Source organism: Sphingomonas sandaracina (assembly GCF_036663695.1).
Lineage (GTDB): Bacteria > Pseudomonadota > Alphaproteobacteria > Sphingomonadales > Sphingomonadaceae > Sphingomonas.
In genome coordinates, this window is record NZ_JAXOJK010000004.1 from 400,182 (window position 1) to 415,095 (window position 14,914).

The following is a 14,914-nucleotide window of genomic DNA, read 5'->3' on the forward strand; positions in this document are numbered from 1 at the left end:
ATTTTGTCACGGTCTTTGCGCACGGGGCTCGACGATTGGACCGGCGCTGTGGCGATTTCGCAACAGACCAATCTAGACACTGCCGGATCGGGACTAACCCCGGCTGTTTCGTGGCAGCGCCGCGCCGCTACGTGGGCGGCCTGACAGTTGCCTCGCAACGGGCCGCGTCCTAGAGCCGATGCACTGCTTCCCTAACGAGCGAACCCGGCTGCCCATGATCCTGTCCCGCTACGAACGGATGATAGCCCGCCGCTATCTGCTGCCGGGCAAGGGCGAGGCGTTCATCTTCCTCGTCGCCTCGATCAGCCTGGTCGCGGTGATGCTCGGCGTCGCCGCGCTGGTGATCGTGATGAGCGTCATGAACGGCTTTCGCGCCGAGCTGTTCGACAAGATCGTGGGGCTCAACGGCCATGCGGTGGTGCAGGGCGTCGGCGGCAAGCTGCCCGACTGGCGCGAGATCGTCGCACAGGCGCAGAAGACGCCGGGCGTGACGAGTGCGTTGCCGCTGATCGAACAGCCGCTCGCCGCCACCTATAACGGCCGCGCCGAGGCGGTGCTGGTGCGTGGCATGCGCGTCGACGACATTCGCCGCAACTCGACGATCAGCAACAAGATCGTAATGGGGTCGCTCCAGTCGATCACGCAAGGCAGCGGGCGGATCGCGATCGGTTCGCGGCTGGCCGAGTCGCTCGGCGCGCAAGTCGGCTCGGAGATCTCGCTGTTCAGTCCGCAGGGGCAGACGACGCCGTTCGGCACGGTGCCGCGGATCGTCAGCTACACGGTCGGCGCGATCTTCGAGATCGGCGTCTATGATTACGACAAGGCGTATATCATTATGCCGATCGAGGACGCGCAGACGCTCCTCCTGATGGGCGACGCGGCCGGCATGGTCGAGCTGAAGACGGTCGATGCGGACAAGGTCGGCGAGATCCTGAAGCCGCTTGCGGACAAGATCGGCGGCAACGCGGTGATCGCCGACTGGCGGACGATGAACGCGCAGCTGTTCGAGGCGCTGGCGGTCGAGCGTGTCGCGATGTTCACCGTGTTGTCGATCATCATCCTGGTCGCGGTGTTCAACATCCTGTCGTCGCTGATCATGCTGGTCCGCGCCAAGACCCGCGACATCGCGATCCTGCGCACGATGGGCGCGACGCGCGGCTCGATGATGCGGATCTTCATCGTCGTCGGCACCACCATCGGCGCGCTCGGCACGGTCGCGGGCCTCGTGCTCGGCTTCATCTTCCTGTTCTACCGGCAGGGCGTGGTGAACTTCGTCCAGCTCCTCACCGGCCAGAACCTGTGGGACCCATCGATCCGCTACCTTACCGAACTCCCGTCGAAGACCGATCCCGTCGAGATTGTCGTGATCGCGCTGATGGCGCTGATCTTCAGCTTCCTCGCGACGCTCTATCCGGCCTGGAAAGCGGCGAGTACCGACCCCGTGCAGGTGCTGCGTTATGAATGAAGGCCTTCGTATCGACCGCCAGATCGAGAAGTTCGACGATTACGTCCTCCAGACCAGCGGGCTGACCAAAAGCTTCACGCAAGGCGGCGCGACCATCGAAGTCCTGCGCGGCGTCGACCTCGCGATCGCACCGGGCGAGATCGTCGCGCTGCTCGGGCCATCGGGTTCGGGCAAGTCGACGCTGTTGCAAGCCGTGGGCCTGCTCGAAGGCGGCTTCGAGGGATCGATCCGGATCGCCGGGACCGAGGCGTCGAAGCTCAACGCGCATGAGCGCACCGTGGTACGCCGCGACCGCCTCGGCTTCGTCTATCAGTTCCACCATTTGCTGCCGGACTTCAACGCGACCGAGAACGTCGTCCTCCCGCAGCTCGTTCACGGCGCGACGCGGGTCGAGGCGGACCGGCGGGCAGCGGAGTTGTTGACGCAACTCGGTCTCGGCCACCGCCTGACGCACCGCCCGAGCCAGCTCTCCGGCGGCGAGCAGCAACGCGTCGCGGTCGCCCGCGCGCTGGCCAACAAGCCCGCGCTGGTGCTGGCGGACGAGCCGACCGGCAATCTCGACGAACACACCGCCGACATCGTCTTCGCCGAATTCATCCGCCTGGTCCGCGAACAGGGCACTGCCGCTGTGGTCGCGACGCACAACGAGCGGCTCGCGGCCCGTATGGACCGCGTGCTGCGATTGCATGAGGGACGGCTAGCGTGACCTGGGGCGAGACGCCGACGCTGACCGGGCGTCACGTCACGCTCCGCCCTTTGGTCGCCGACGACATGGACGCGCTGGTCGCGGCGGCGTCGGCCGACAACCTCTGGGACACATTCTACGCCAACGTCGCGATGATGAAGGCGCCCGACCGCTGGCTCGCCGCCGCGTTGCGCGAGCAGGACTTTGGGCGGGCGCGGTTGTTCGCGGTGGTGGCTGGCGGGACCGTCGTCGGCACGACTCGGTTCATGCGGATGAACGAGCCGAACAAGCGGCTCGAGATCGGCGGCACCTTCTACGCCAAATCCGTACAGCGCACCGGCGTCAACACCGAAGCCAAGCTGATGCTGCTGACCCACGCCTTCGACGCCCTCGGCTGCGAATGCGTCCAGATCCGCACCGACTCGCTCAACAAGCGGTCGCAAGCCGCGATTGAACGCCTCGGCGCCAAGCGCGACGGCGTGTTGCGCGGGCACCAGGTGATGGCCGATGGCCGCTTGCGCGACACCGTCGTCTACAGCATCCTCCGCCACGAATGGCCCGGCGTCCGTCAGAACCTGGCGTATCTGCTGGCCCGAAACGAGGACCGCCCATGACCGCGATCACCGACTTCACCGTTAAGAGCGCCGACGGCAGTGCGGCTTCGCTAGAACCGTATCGCGGCAAAGTGCTGCTGATCGTCAACACCGCCTCGAAATGCGGCTTCACCCCGCAATATGATGGCCTCGAAGCGCTGCACCGCGACTATGCCGATCGGGGGTTCGAAGTGCTCGCGTTCCCCTGCAATCAGTTCGGCGGGCAAGAGCCGGGCGACGCAGCGGAGATCGCGAACTTCTGCACGCTGACCTACGACGTGACGTTTCCGGTGTTCGCGAAGATCGACGTCAACGGGGCAGGGGCTGACCCGCTGTTCGAGCGGCTGAAGTCGGATGCGCCGGGGGTGCTGGGGTCGAAGGCGATCAAGTGGAACTTCACCAAGTTCCTCGTCGGCCGCGATGGTGCGGTGGTGGATCGCTATGCGCCGACGACCAAGCCCGAGGACATTCGCAAGGATATCGAGAAGCTGCTTTAGCGCCTCGACCTACCACCCCGCACTTTCACTACCACCCCGGCGAAGGCCGGGGCCCAATTGGGGCACAGCGGTGGAGACCGCTGCGTTTCGTTGCTGCGACCTCTCCAATTGGGCCCCGGCCTCCGCCGGGGTGGTGCTTGAGGGGATAAGCTGGCGTATCCCGAAACAAGCTTGTTCCCCCGCGAAGGCGGGGGCCCAGACTGGGCTCCCGCCTTCGCGGGAGAACAAGCAGTTCGCGGGGAAAGTCAGGCGGTCACCGAGAAAGCCGGTGCACCCTTCTTATGCGCCAACGCCGAAGCAACCGAAGTCACCCCACCAAACAAGAAGCTGATCCCCAGAACATACCCCGGCAACGTCAACGCCGACCAAGGCAGCGTCGCCAGCACGATCACCGCCAGCACGATGTTCACCGCACCCAGCGCGATCATCAGCCCCCTGCCCCGCCGAAACCGCGCCCCAAGCCCAATCTCCAACGCCCCACGAACACCCAGCCAAACCGCAATCAGCAACGTCAGCGAAATCGCGCCTGTCGCCGGCTCGAACGCCATGATCAGCCCGATCACGAGCGACACCAGCCCAAACCCGATCGCATAGCCGCGCCCCTCATGCCCCTTGCCGGCAAAACCTGACACGATCGAAACGATCCCGGCCGCAATGAGAAACGCCCCGATCACCAACGTCGCAGCATAGGTCGCGGAAAACGGCGACGCGAACGCCATGATTCCGAGCACCACCGACAGCACGCCGTAGGCCAGGATCCACCCCCAGCCGGCCCCCGCACGAGGCGTCCCCGCAGCCGTGGTTTCGGTATCGGCAAAGTGCCCGCGTGGATCGGTCATGAAGAATGCTCCCAGAAGTCCCCGCCGCAACGGCTCGTCGTGTCCGCGGTTCCGACCGGACTCATCCCCGCTGGTCGAATCACGCCGCAGCGCCTACCTCCGGTCGATGCATTCCGGTTACGTCCCCCTCCGCGTTTTCTCCTGCTACACCATGCTCGACGGCGCCATCGATCCGAAGGCGATCGCCAAGCAGGCGCGCGCCTTGGGCTTTCCCGCCGCCGCGCTGACCGATCGCAACGGGCTCTACGCGGCGATGGCCTATTCGGACGCCGCCAAGAAGGATGGCGTCCAGCCGATCATCGGCGTCATGCTCGGTGTCGGCCGCCCCGACATGCCCGATGGCGTCGCGACGCAGTTCGACTGGCTCGCACTCTACGCGCAGAACATGACCGGCTACGACAATCTCTGCGCGCTCGTCTCGATGGCGCATCTCGACCGCCCGATCGAGATGCCCGCGCATGTCGATTTCGCCGCGCTCGAACGCCACACCGAAGGCCTGCTAGCCCTGACCGCAGGCGGCGAAGGCGGTCTCGCCCGCCTCTTCGCGGAAGGCCAACCCGACCGCGCCCGCGCCTATCTCGACCGCCTGCAAGGCCTGTTCGGCGACCGCCTCTACATCGAACTCTCGCGCCGCAACGATGCGATCGAGACGGCGGCCGAAACCGACCTCATCGACATCGCCTATGAGCGCAACCTGCCGCTGGTCGCGACCAACCCGTGCTGTTTCACCGAGAGCGCATTCGGCGACGCGCACGACGCCATGCTCTGCATCGCGCACTCGACCTATGTCGAGACCGAGGACCGCATCCGCAGCTGCCCCGAAGCGTGGATGAAGCCCGCGCCGGTGATGCACGAGATGTTCGCCGACCTGCCCGAGGCGATCGCCAACACGCTCGTCGTCGCGCAGCGCTGCGCGGTGATGGCGCCGTACCGCAAACCGATCCTCCCCAGCCTCGCCGGTGACATCGAGGGCGAGGCCAAGCTCCTCCGCGACGACGCCGAAGCCGGTCTCGAAGCGCGTCTAGCCCGTATCACCGAACTCCACGGCGAAGGCGAAGATGGCTGGCGCGACGTGTACCGCAAGCGGCTCGCGTTCGAGGTAGACGTGATCGTCCAGATGGGCTTCCCCGGCTATTTCCTGATCGTCGCGGACTTCATCAAATGGGCGAAGGATCACGACATCCCGGTCGGCCCAGGCCGTGGTTCGGGCGCGGGCTCGGTCGTCGCCTGGTCGCTGACGATCACCGATCTCGACCCGATCAAGCTCGGCCTGCTGTTTGAGCGCTTCCTGAACCCGGAACGCGTGTCGATGCCCGATTTCGACATCGATTTCTGCGAAACCCGCCGCGTGGAGGTGATCCGCTACGTCCAGGAGAAATACGGCCGCGATCAGGTCGCGCAGATCATCACCTTCGGAAAACTGAAGGCGCGCGCGGTGCTCAAGGACACCGGCCGCGTGCTGCAGATGAGCTACGGCCAGATCGATCGTCTCGCGAAGCTGGTCCCGAACCACCCGACCGACCCTTGGACGCTGGAGCGCGCGCTCAACGGCGTCGGCGAACTGGCGAAGGAATACGCCAACGACAACGGCGTGCGGAAGCTGCTCGATCTGGCGATGAAGCTGGAAGGCCTGCCGCGCCACTCCTCCACCCACGCCGCCGGCGTGGTCATCGGCGACCGCCCGCTCGCTCAGCTCGTCCCGCTCTACCGCGATCCGCGCTCCGACATGCCCGTCACCCAGTTCGACATGAAATATGTCGAGGGTGCCGGCCTCGTGAAGTTCGATTTCCTCGGCCTGAAGACGCTGTCGGTGCTCCAAAAGGCGGTGCAACTGCTCGCCAAGCGCGGCGTGACGGTCGATCTCGAGGCGCTCGAATGGGACGATGCGGGTGTCTACGCGCTCCTGCAAAAGGGCGACACGGTCGGCGTGTTCCAGCTCGAGTCGGAGGGCATGCGCCGCACGCTGTCCGCCGTCCGCCCGTCCAATTTCGGCGACATCATCGCGCTCGTGTCGCTCTATCGACCGGGCCCGATGGACAACATCCCGTCGTTCGGCCGCCGCAAGAACGGCACCGAGGCGATCGACTACCCGCACCCGCTGCTCGAACCGATCCTGTCGGAGACCTACGGGATCTTCGTCTACCAGGAACAGGTCATGCAGGCAGCCCAGGTGCTGGCGGGCTTCTCGCTCGGCGGCGCCGATCTGCTGCGCCGCGCAATGGGCAAGAAGGTGAAGGCCGAGATGGACGCGCAGCGCGCGGGCTTCGTCGAGGGCTGCCTGAGCGTCAACGGCATTAAGAAGGCCGAGGCGAACGCACTGTTCGATTTGATCGACAAGTTTGCGGGCTACGGCTTCAACAAGAGCCACGCCGCCGCCTATGCGCTGCTCGCGTACCAGACCGCGTGGCTGAAGGCGCACCACCCGCACGAATTCTTCGCGGCCTCGATGTGCTACGACCTGCACCAGACCGACAAGCTCGCGATCTTCACCGACGACATGCGCCGTCTCGGGATCACCGCGCTGCCGCCCTGCATCAACGCGAGCCAGGCCGAATTCGATGTGGAGGTTTTGGCGGATGTTGACGCTCAACCAGCAGAATGTTCACCCGCGAAGGCGGGTGCCCAGACTGGGTCCCCGCCTTCGCGGGGAAACAATCTTGCTGTTCGCTACGCGCTAGGCGCCCTCAAGAGCGTAGGCGAAGGCGCAATGGAGAAGCTCATCGTCGAGCGCGTCCAGAACGGCCCGTTCGCCGGTCTCGACGATCTCGCCAAGCGAGTCGACCCACGCCTCCTCAACAAGCGCCAGCTCGAAACGCTCGCCGCCGCCGGCGCGTTCGACGGCCTCGACCTGAACCGCGCCGGCATCCACGCCACCGCCGAAACCATCCTCGCGATCGCCGCGCGCACGCACGAACAGAAGACCAGCGGGCAGGGCGGCCTGTTCGGTGACGCCGAACCCGCCGGCGACGCGATCAAGCTCCCGCCATCGGTCCGCTGGACGCTCAGCCAGCGCATGGACCAGGAAAAGGAGGCGTTCGGCTTTTACTTCTCCGCGCACCCGGTCGATCGCCACCGCCACATCGCGGTCAGCCACGGCGCCCGGGCCTACACCGCGCTGTCGGAACTCAACATCCCCGACGACGGCAGCCGCGCCGGCGCGACGATGGCGGTGCTGGTCGAGGACGCGCGGTATCGCACGTCCGCGCGCGGCAAGCGCTTCATGATGGCGCAATGCTCGGACGCCAGCGGCCAGTTCATGGCGACCTGCTTCGACGAACAGGTCTCGAAGGATCTCGAAGACGCGGCCAAGGCCGGCGGCTGCGGGCTGATCACCGTCGAACTCGATCGCAAGCCGGGCGAGGACACGCCACGCGTCAGCATCAAGCGTATCCAGCCGTTCGAAGGTCTCGCCAACAACGCCCGCTTCCAGGTGATCGTGACGATCTCCGACATGACCGCATTCGCCGGTCTCGCCTCGCTGCTCGCCGCGCATCGCGGCGCCCGCGGCGAGGTTCGCGTGCGTGCGCAACTGCCTGATGGCGAGGTCTGCATCCTGCTGGGTCGCGACTTCCTGCTCGACGGAGAGCTTGTCGAGCACATCGAGTCGTTGCACGGTGTCGCCAAGGTGGAGATGAAGACCTCGGAAACGAGGCTCGCTCTGGTCGGATAACAAGCTTGGGAGAGCGCAGATGCTAGGTGGAATGCAGGATTTCAAGCTTCGTGTTCCCCGCCTGATCGATCACGCGGCGCGCGAACATGGCGCGAAGGAACTCGTCAGCTATTGGGCCGACGGCCGCGAGACGCGGACGAACTGGGCCGGCATCTCCCGCGACGCCCGCAAACTCGCCCAGGCGCTCGAAAAACTCGGCGTAGCCCCCGGCGACCGGGTCGCGACGCTGGCGATGAACCACGCGCACCACCTCGTCGCCTGGTACGGCACGATCGGCATGGGCGGCGTGATCCACACGATCAACCCGCGGCTGTTCGACGAACAGCTCGTCTACATCGCCAACCACGCCGAAGACCGCGTGATGCTCTACGACAAGGCGTTCCAACCGCTGGTCGATCGCCTGCGCGCGCAATGGACCAGCATCCGCCATTATATCTGCTTCGACGATCTCGGCCCCGACGGTTTTCAGGCGATGCTCGATGCGGAAGATGGCGATTACGCGTGGGTCGAAGGCCCCGAGCGCGACCCGTGCATGCTCTGCTACACCAGCGGCACCACCGGCAATCCGAAGGGCGTCCTCTACACGCACCGCTCGACGATGATCCACGCGATGGCCGAGGTCGCGCCGTGGGTTTTCGATCTCTCCCCCAACGCGGTCGTGCTGCCGGTCGTGCCGATGTTCCACGCCGCCGCCTGGGGCCTGCCGTTCGCCTGCGCGCTCTCGGGGGCGAAGGTCGTCTATTCCGCGGTCAACGATCCCGCCGTGCTGTGCCGCCTGATGAACGACGAGAAGGTCACGCATTCCGCCGGCGTGCCGACCGTCTGGCTCGCGATGTTCGGTCACATGGACGCGACCGGCGAGGCGCCCGCACATCTGAAGCTCGTCACGATCGGCGGCTCGGCGGCGCCGCGCGCGATGATCGAGCGGATCATGGGCATGGGGGCCAGCGTCAAGCACCTCTGGGGCATGACCGAGACCTCGCCGATCGGCACCGCCGGCTTCGCGCCCCCGCACTGGGACGACATGACGCACGACGAGAGGCTCGATCTCGTCACCAAACAGGGCAGCGTCCCCTTCGGCATAGAACTCCGTATCATCGACGACGAGGGCAACGTCCTCCCCCGCGACGGCAAGGTCGCCGGCCGCCTTCAGGTCCGCGGCCCCTGGGTAGTCCAGCGCTATTTCGGCGCCGACGAGGACGCGGTTGACGGTGAATCCTGGTTCGACACCGGCGACGTCGCGATGCTCCACGCCGACGGCACGATGCAGATCACCGACCGCTCGAAGGACGTCATCAAGTCCGGCGGCGAATGGATCAGCTCGGTCGACCTGGAGAACGCCGCCGTCGGCTGCCCCGGCGTGGCGGAGGCAGCCGCGATCGGCGTCCCCCACCCGAAATGGGACGAGCGCCCGCTGCTGCTGGTCGTCCGCAAGCCCGGCAGCGAGGTAACCGAACAGGCGATCCTCGATCACCTCGCGAAGCACGTCGCCAAATGGTGGCTCCCCGACGCGATCGTGTTCGTCGAAGACCTGCCCCACACCGCAACGGGCAAGCTGCTGAAGACCACCCTGCGCGAACGCTTCAAAGATTTTGCGTTGGCGGCTTAGCCTGAAGCTCTCCAACCACACTCCGTCATGCCGGGCTCGTTCCGGCATCCACCGCTCCGCACATTCTCAGCGCCCGAGTTTGAGGAACGGTGGACGCCGGAACCAGTCCGGGGTGACGGAGGGGCTCGGTATTTGTGCCGTCTCTGAATAAGAAGGCGGACGACAACTTACCCTTCCTTGTTCTCCTGCGAAGGCGGGGACCCAGACTGGACTCCCGCCTTTGCGTGAGGACAAAAGGGGCTTGAAGAGGGACTAGGCTACCCGAGGAGTCCGCTTCGCCTTCCGGATCCGCGGCTCGGCAATCATGTCCGCCGCCTTCTTGATCTCCTGCCGCAACTCGTCGCGCTTCTCGTGGATCGACGCGATCACCGGGCCCATCGCCACCCCAAGATCGACCAGCACCGCCTCCGCCAGTTGCAACGAACTCTCCAGCGTCTCCGGCACCGCATCCGTGACGCCCGCCCGATACAATTCCGCCGCGTGCGCCGTATCCCGCGCACGCGCCACGATCGGCAAGTCCGGCGCCAAAGCCCGCACCCGCCGCGTCAGTCGCACCGTCAGCACCGGATCGTCCATCGTCAGGATCAGCGCCTTGGCGGTATGCAGCTTCAGCCGATCGACCAGTTCCGCGCGTGCCACGTCGCCGAACAGCACCGGGTGCCCCTGGGCCCGCGCGGCTTCGACCGAATCGATATCGGCCTCGACCGCGACGTATTTCTGCCCGTGGACCGCCAGCATATCCGCCACCATCCGACCGACCCGGCCGAAGCCGATCACGACCGTCCCGGGCCCGTCGTCGTCGATCTCGACATCGCCCGCATCGGCAGCCGATCGGCTCTCGATCTGGCGCGAGACGGTGTGGCCGAGTTTCGCCAGCAGCGGTGTGATCGTGAGCCCGATCGCGGTGACGGTCTGCCAGAAGGACGCGGTCGAGGGGAGGATCAGCTGCGCCTGGGCGGCCGTGGCAAGGACGATCAGCGTCGTCTCGGACGGGCTCCCCATCAGCAACCCCGTCTCCGCCGCGACGCCGCGCCGGGAGTTTGCGACGCGCAGGAACAGGAAGGTCACGATCGCCTTGGTCGCGACCACGCCCGTCACCGCGAGCAGCAACGACGGCCAGTTCTGCGCGATCAGCCGGAGGTCGAGGCTCATGCCGACGGTGATCAGGAACACGCCGAGCGCGAGCCCCTTGAACGGCGCGGTGATGACCTCGACCTCACTGTGATATTCGGTTTCAGCGATGAGGAGCCCCGCGAGCAGGGCGCCGACGATCGGCGACAGCCCGGCGGCCGTGGTCGCGACACTGGCGACGATGACGACCAGCAGCGAGGCGGCGAGGAACAGTTCGGGGCTCTTGGTCCGCGCAGCCTGGCCGAACAGCCGCGGCAGGATCAGCCGCCCGCCGCCATACATCGCGACCACGGTCAACCCGCCGCGCAGCGCGACCCCGGCGATGTTCGACCAGCCGTCCGCACTCGCAGTCGGGGCCAATGCGCCCAGCACGAAGATGATCGGAACCAGCGCCAGATCCTCGAACAACAGCATCGCGAACGCGCCGCGGCCCACCGCGCCGGTCGTGCCGACGAGCGGCAGGACCAAGGCGGTGGACGACAGCGCCAGGGCGAACCCGAGCCCGATCGCGCCGGCCCATCCCTGGCCGATGAAGTGGAGTGCCACGCCGATGATCAGCGCCGAGCCGATCAGTTCGGCGGCGCCGGTGCCGAACACCAGTCGCTTCATCGACCACAGGCGCTTGAACGAGAGTTCGAGGCCGATCGAGAACAGCAGCAATATGATGCCGAACTCGGCGAACGGTTCGATCGATTCAGGGTTCGATATGGTCAGGTAATAGAGCCACGGCGCCGAGCCGGTCAGCGAACCGAGGCCCGCGGGGCCGACCAGCAGGCCGACCAGGATGAAGCCGATGACCGGGCTGACCCGGAATCGCGCAAAGGCCGGAATGACGAGCCCCGCCGCGCCGAGAATGACGAGCGCGTCGCTGAAACCCTGATTGTCGAGCCGTAATGCCATGCGTGCGACCTTAGGGGACGCATGCGGGAATTGTCACCCGTGATGGCGTATCGGCGCGCGCGCGGAGTTTGCGTTTGGAAGGCATCCCCCCGCCCGCGCGTCATCCTGACGAAAGTCAGGACCCAGAGCCAAAAACGTCAGCATCTGTAATCCGGGGTCCTGACTTTCGTCAGGATGACGGGAGTAGGTCGACCAAGGAAAACCCCGCTCCCGTCACCGGGAGCGGGGCATGAGCTTACGCCCAGTTGGCCATTTCGGTTTCGAGGTTCGAGCGCACCTGCTCGAAGAACTGCTCGGTCGTCATCCAGGGCTGGTCCGGGCCGATCAGGATCGCGAGATCCTTGGTCATGTGGCCGTTTTCCACCGTCTGGACGCAGACGCGCTCCAGCGTCTCGGCGAACTTGGTGACGTCGGGCGTATCGTCGAACTTGCCGCGATACTTCAGGCCACCGGTCCATGCGAAGATCGACGCGATCGGGTTGGTCGACGTCGCCTTGCCCTGCTCGTGCATGCGGAAGTGGCGCGTGACGGTGCCGTGCGCCGCCTCGGCCTCGACGGTCTTGCCGTCCGGGGTCAGCAGGATCGAGGTCATGAGACCCAGCGAGCCGAAGCCCTGTGCGACCTGGTCCGACTGGACGTCGCCGTCATAGTTCTTGCAGGCCCAGACGAACTCGCCGTTCCACTTGAGCGCGCTGGCGACCATGTCGTCGATCAGGCGATGCTCGTAGACGATGCCGGCTTCCTTGAACTTTTCCTTGAACTCGGCCTCGAACACCTCTGCAAACAGATCCTTGAAGCGGCCGTCATAGGCCTTGAGGATCGTGTTCTTGGTCGACAGATACACCGGCCACTTCAGGTTGAGGCCGTAGTGCATCGATGCGCGCGCGAAATCGCGGATCGAATCGTCGAGATTGTACATAGCCATCGCGACGCCCGCCGACGGGAACTGGAACACCTCGCGGTCGATGACCGTGCCGTCGTCGCCTTCGAAGACGAGGCGCAGCTTGCCCGGACCGGGGACCAGATAGTCGGTTGCGCGGTACTGGTCGCCGAAAGCATGGCGGCCAACAACGATCGGGTGCGTCCAGCCCGGGATCAGGCGGGGGACGTTCTTGATCACGATCGGCTCGCGGAAGATGGTGCCGCCGAGGATGTTGCGGATCGTGCCGTTCGGCGACTTCCACATCTTCTTCAGGCCGAACTCGGTCACGCGCTGCTCGTCGGGCGTGATCGTCGCGCACTTCACCGCGACGCCGTGCTTCTGCGTGGCGAGCGCGCTGTCGATCGTGACCTGATCGTCGGTCGCATCGCGATGCTCGACGCCGAGATCGTAATAATCGAGCTGGATATCGAGATACGGCTTGATCAGGCGCTCGCGGATCCATTCCCAGATGATCCGGGTCATCTCGTCGCCATCGATCTCCACGATCGGATTCTTTACTTTGATCTTCGCCATATCCGGGTCCTTCGGGGGGAGGGGTTTGAGGAGCGTCTAGGGGAGCACGCCGTGGCGATCAACTGTTGGGGCAACTGCTGTGGCAACTGCCGGTTGACCGTTGGGTAGCCATTGAACCCGAACCAAAAAAGCCGGTTCATCGTTGTATCGCGGGTCCTGCACGGATAGACCCGCCGGTTATGGCATCGCTCGACAAGCCGCCCGTCCTGACTTCCAAGGTCAAATGGCGATTTCCCGCAGTCCACCCGGAGGGTCATAAGTACGTCGCGATCGCGACCGGCGTCACGCTGCTGCTGACGATCGTCAGCCACGTGCTGTTCTGGCCGATGGTCGGCGTCGTGATCTGGGTCGCGACCTTCTTTCGCGATCCGATCCGCACGACCCCGCAGGGCGAAGGGCTGATCGTCGCGCCCGCCGACGGGCTGATCACGATGATCCAGCGCGTCCAGATCCCGCGTGAACTCGCCGGCGAAAACGGTCTCGGCACCGCACCGCTGGTCCGGGTGTCGATTTTCATGTCTGTGTTCGACGTGCACATCAATCGCACGCCGATCGCCGGCACGATCCGGCAGGTCGTCTATATCTCGGGCAAGTTCCTCAACGCAGACCTAGACAAGGCCAGCGACGAGAACGAGCGCCAGCATTTCGTGGTCGAGGATCGCAACGGCATGCGGGTGGGCTTCACGCAGATCGCCGGACTCGTCGCACGCCGGATCCTGGGGTTCGTGAAGGCGGGTGACATGGTCGCGGCCGGCCAGCGCATCGGCCTGATCCGGTTCGGCAGCCGCGTCGACGTGTATCTGCCCGATCATGTCGTACCGCAGATATGCATCGGCCAGCGTAGTATCGCAGGCGAGACCGTGCTCGGCCGCGTCGGTGGCATCCCGGTTGGCGGTATCGCGCAATGACCGATCGCAGCGACAGCAACGGGATCGACGGCAACGGTCTCGACGACGGATCGACCGATCCGATCGACACCCCACGTCGGGGACTTGCCCGCACGCGTCGAGCGCCGCGCGGCCTGCCGCTGCGCGCCGTCGCCCCCAACGCCGTTACGGCGCTCGCACTGTGTTCGGGCCTGAGCGGCGTGCGGTTCGCGATCGGCGGCCAATGGGAAAGCGCCGTTGCGATGATCATGGTCGCGGGCGTGCTGGATGGGCTCGACGGCCGAATCGCCCGGATGCTGCACGGCGAGAGCCGGTTCGGCGCGGAGCTCGATTCGCTGTCCGATGCCATCTCGTTCGGCGTTGCGCCTGCACTTATCGTCTATCTCTGGTCGCTGACCGCCCTGCCACGGATCGGCTGGATATGTTCGCTGATCTTCGCGGTATTCTGCGCTCTACGTCTCGCGCGCTTCAACGCCAAGATCGACGAAAGCCATCAGCCCCATAAATCGGCGGGCTTTCTTACCGGTGTTCCTGCCCCGTCCGGCGCCGGCCTCGCACTGATGCCGATGTTCTTCTGGTTCTGGACCGACGAGCCACTGTTCGCGTCGCCATATTTCGTGGCGCCCTGGGTCGCGTTCGTCGCCCTGCTGATGGTGTCGAGTATCGCCACCTATTCGTGGAGTTCGGTCAAGCTCCGTAGCAATATCCGCTTCGAGGCGATCGCACTCGTCGTACTCCTCGGAGCGGCTATCGTTAGCGCCCCGTGGCATACGCTCAGCATCGTCTGCGTACTGTACCTGATCTCGATGCCGTTCAGCATCGCCAGCTACGCCAAGATCAGGCGGCAGCGTTCCAGCGGCGCGCGAGTACCGGAGCCGACGTCGAGGCCCAGCGCCTGACCGCGATCCGGCGCTCCGCAACGGCCAACGTGCGGAGCGGCTGGAAGGCAGGTTCGACGTTGCCGAGCGCCAGATGCAGGATACGGTCCCACTGCGGGGCGATCGACGATACGATCATCATGCCTGCGACCGCGAATGCACCAGCAAAAACCATGAAGCTCAAAACCAACATCACGTCCGCCTTCCTATGACTTGCGAACAAAACCTTAATGTCCGCAAACACTTGGTCAGAAACATCGTTCCATTCGTCGCATTTTGAATCCCGTCGCTCCGGGGTAAATCT

At 65.4% G+C, this 14,914-nt stretch carries 12 protein-coding genes; 8 read left to right on the forward strand and 4 right to left on the reverse strand.

Features of this window, described 5'->3' with window-relative positions:
* Window positions 1–214 precede the first annotated feature (214 nt).
* From U1707_RS14735 to U1707_RS14750, 4 genes are read left to right on the forward strand one after another with little or no spacing between them, the layout of a single operon-like run.
* Entirely contained in the window at window positions 215–1,465 is a 1,251-nt protein-coding gene (locus tag U1707_RS14735) for a lipoprotein-releasing ABC transporter permease subunit (RefSeq protein ID WP_332800814.1), read from the forward strand.
* Entirely contained in the window at window positions 1,458–2,171 is a 714-nt protein-coding gene (locus U1707_RS14740) for an ABC transporter ATP-binding protein (protein ID WP_332800815.1), read from the forward strand. Before U1707_RS14735 ends, U1707_RS14740 begins: the two co-directional genes overlap by 8 nt.
* Entirely contained in the window at window positions 2,168–2,764 is a 597-nt protein-coding gene (locus U1707_RS14745) for a GNAT family N-acetyltransferase (RefSeq protein WP_332800816.1), read from the forward strand. Before U1707_RS14740 ends, U1707_RS14745 begins: the two co-directional genes overlap by 4 nt.
* Window positions 2,761–3,240 carry a glutathione peroxidase gene (locus U1707_RS14750; protein WP_332800817.1) on the forward strand — a complete coding sequence of 160 codons (480 nt, stop codon included), beginning with the start codon at window positions 2,761–2,763 and terminating at the stop codon, window positions 3,238–3,240. Before U1707_RS14745 ends, U1707_RS14750 begins: the two co-directional genes overlap by 4 nt.
* A 245-nt stretch (window positions 3,241–3,485) precedes the next feature.
* On the opposite strand, the gene U1707_RS14755 is transcribed toward U1707_RS14750, so the two are convergent.
* Window positions 3,486–4,079: an HdeD family acid-resistance protein gene (locus tag U1707_RS14755; protein WP_332800818.1), complete on the reverse strand. Its 594-nt coding sequence runs from the start codon at window positions 4,077–4,079 to the stop codon at window positions 3,486–3,488.
* Between the two features lie 151 nt (window positions 4,080–4,230).
* On the opposite strand from U1707_RS14755, the gene dnaE reads away from it, so the two are divergent.
* Both dnaE and U1707_RS14765 read left to right on the forward strand, forming a co-directional pair.
* Window positions 4,231–7,749, forward strand: a complete 3,519-nt coding sequence (gene dnaE / locus U1707_RS14760) for a DNA polymerase III subunit alpha (protein WP_443025706.1) — start codon at window positions 4,231–4,233, stop codon at window positions 7,747–7,749.
* Window positions 7,750–7,768: 19 nt separating this feature from the next.
* Window positions 7,769–9,358 (forward strand): long-chain fatty acid--CoA ligase, encoded by a 1,590-nt coding sequence (locus U1707_RS14765; protein WP_332800820.1) that lies wholly within the window; start codon window positions 7,769–7,771, stop codon window positions 9,356–9,358.
* A gap of 252 nt (window positions 9,359–9,610) precedes the next feature.
* Here U1707_RS14765 and U1707_RS14770 read toward each other — a convergent pair whose 3' ends face one another.
* Complete coding sequence (locus tag U1707_RS14770; protein WP_332800821.1) at window positions 9,611–11,389, reverse strand: cation:proton antiporter domain-containing protein; 1,779 nt, start codon at window positions 11,387–11,389, stop codon at window positions 9,611–9,613.
* A gap of 235 nt (window positions 11,390–11,624) precedes the next feature.
* Window positions 11,625–12,845: an NADP-dependent isocitrate dehydrogenase gene (locus U1707_RS14775; RefSeq protein ID WP_332800822.1), complete on the reverse strand. Its 1,221-nt coding sequence runs from the start codon at window positions 12,843–12,845 to the stop codon at window positions 11,625–11,627.
* Between the two features lie 179 nt (window positions 12,846–13,024).
* Between U1707_RS14775 and U1707_RS14780 the strand changes: the two genes are divergently transcribed.
* Complete coding sequence (locus U1707_RS14780; RefSeq protein WP_332800823.1) at window positions 13,025–13,753, forward strand: phosphatidylserine decarboxylase; 729 nt, start codon at window positions 13,025–13,027, stop codon at window positions 13,751–13,753.
* Complete coding sequence (locus U1707_RS14785) at window positions 13,750–14,631, forward strand: CDP-alcohol phosphatidyltransferase family protein (RefSeq protein WP_332800824.1); 882 nt, start codon at window positions 13,750–13,752, stop codon at window positions 14,629–14,631. The genes U1707_RS14780 and U1707_RS14785 overlap by 4 nt, the downstream gene beginning before the upstream one ends.
* Here the strand turns inward: U1707_RS14785 and U1707_RS14790 are convergent.
* Window positions 14,570–14,803, reverse strand: a complete 234-nt coding sequence (locus U1707_RS14790; protein WP_332800825.1) for a hypothetical protein — start codon at window positions 14,801–14,803, stop codon at window positions 14,570–14,572. The genes U1707_RS14785 and U1707_RS14790 overlap by 62 nt on opposite strands.
* Between the last annotated feature and the right edge of the window lie 111 nt (window positions 14,804–14,914).

Excerpts from the sequence above, each read along its gene's own strand:
- U1707_RS14735 (WP_332800814.1), top strand. The coding sequence starts at position 215 with ATGATCCTGTCCCGCTACGAACGGATGATAGCCCGCCGCTATCTGCTG.
- U1707_RS14740 (WP_332800815.1), top strand. The coding sequence starts at position 1,458 with ATGAATGAAGGCCTTCGTATCGACCGCCAGATCGAGAAGTTCGACGAT.
- U1707_RS14750 (WP_332800817.1), top strand. The coding sequence starts at position 2,761 with ATGACCGCGATCACCGACTTCACCGTTAAGAGCGCCGACGGCAGTGCG.
- U1707_RS14755 (WP_332800818.1), bottom strand. The coding sequence starts at position 4,079 with ATGACCGATCCACGCGGGCACTTTGCCGATACCGAAACCACGGCTGCG.
- dnaE (WP_443025706.1), top strand. The coding sequence starts at position 4,231 with ATGCTCGACGGCGCCATCGATCCGAAGGCGATCGCCAAGCAGGCGCGC.
- U1707_RS14765 (WP_332800820.1), top strand. The coding sequence starts at position 7,769 with ATGCTAGGTGGAATGCAGGATTTCAAGCTTCGTGTTCCCCGCCTGATC.
- U1707_RS14770 (WP_332800821.1), bottom strand. The coding sequence starts at position 11,389 with ATGGCATTACGGCTCGACAATCAGGGTTTCAGCGACGCGCTCGTCATT.
- U1707_RS14775 (WP_332800822.1), bottom strand. The coding sequence starts at position 12,845 with ATGGCGAAGATCAAAGTAAAGAATCCGATCGTGGAGATCGATGGCGAC.
- U1707_RS14780 (WP_332800823.1), top strand. The coding sequence starts at position 13,025 with ATGGCATCGCTCGACAAGCCGCCCGTCCTGACTTCCAAGGTCAAATGG.
- U1707_RS14785 (WP_332800824.1), top strand. The coding sequence starts at position 13,750 with ATGACCGATCGCAGCGACAGCAACGGGATCGACGGCAACGGTCTCGAC.
- U1707_RS14790 (WP_332800825.1), bottom strand. The coding sequence starts at position 14,803 with ATGTTGGTTTTGAGCTTCATGGTTTTTGCTGGTGCATTCGCGGTCGCA.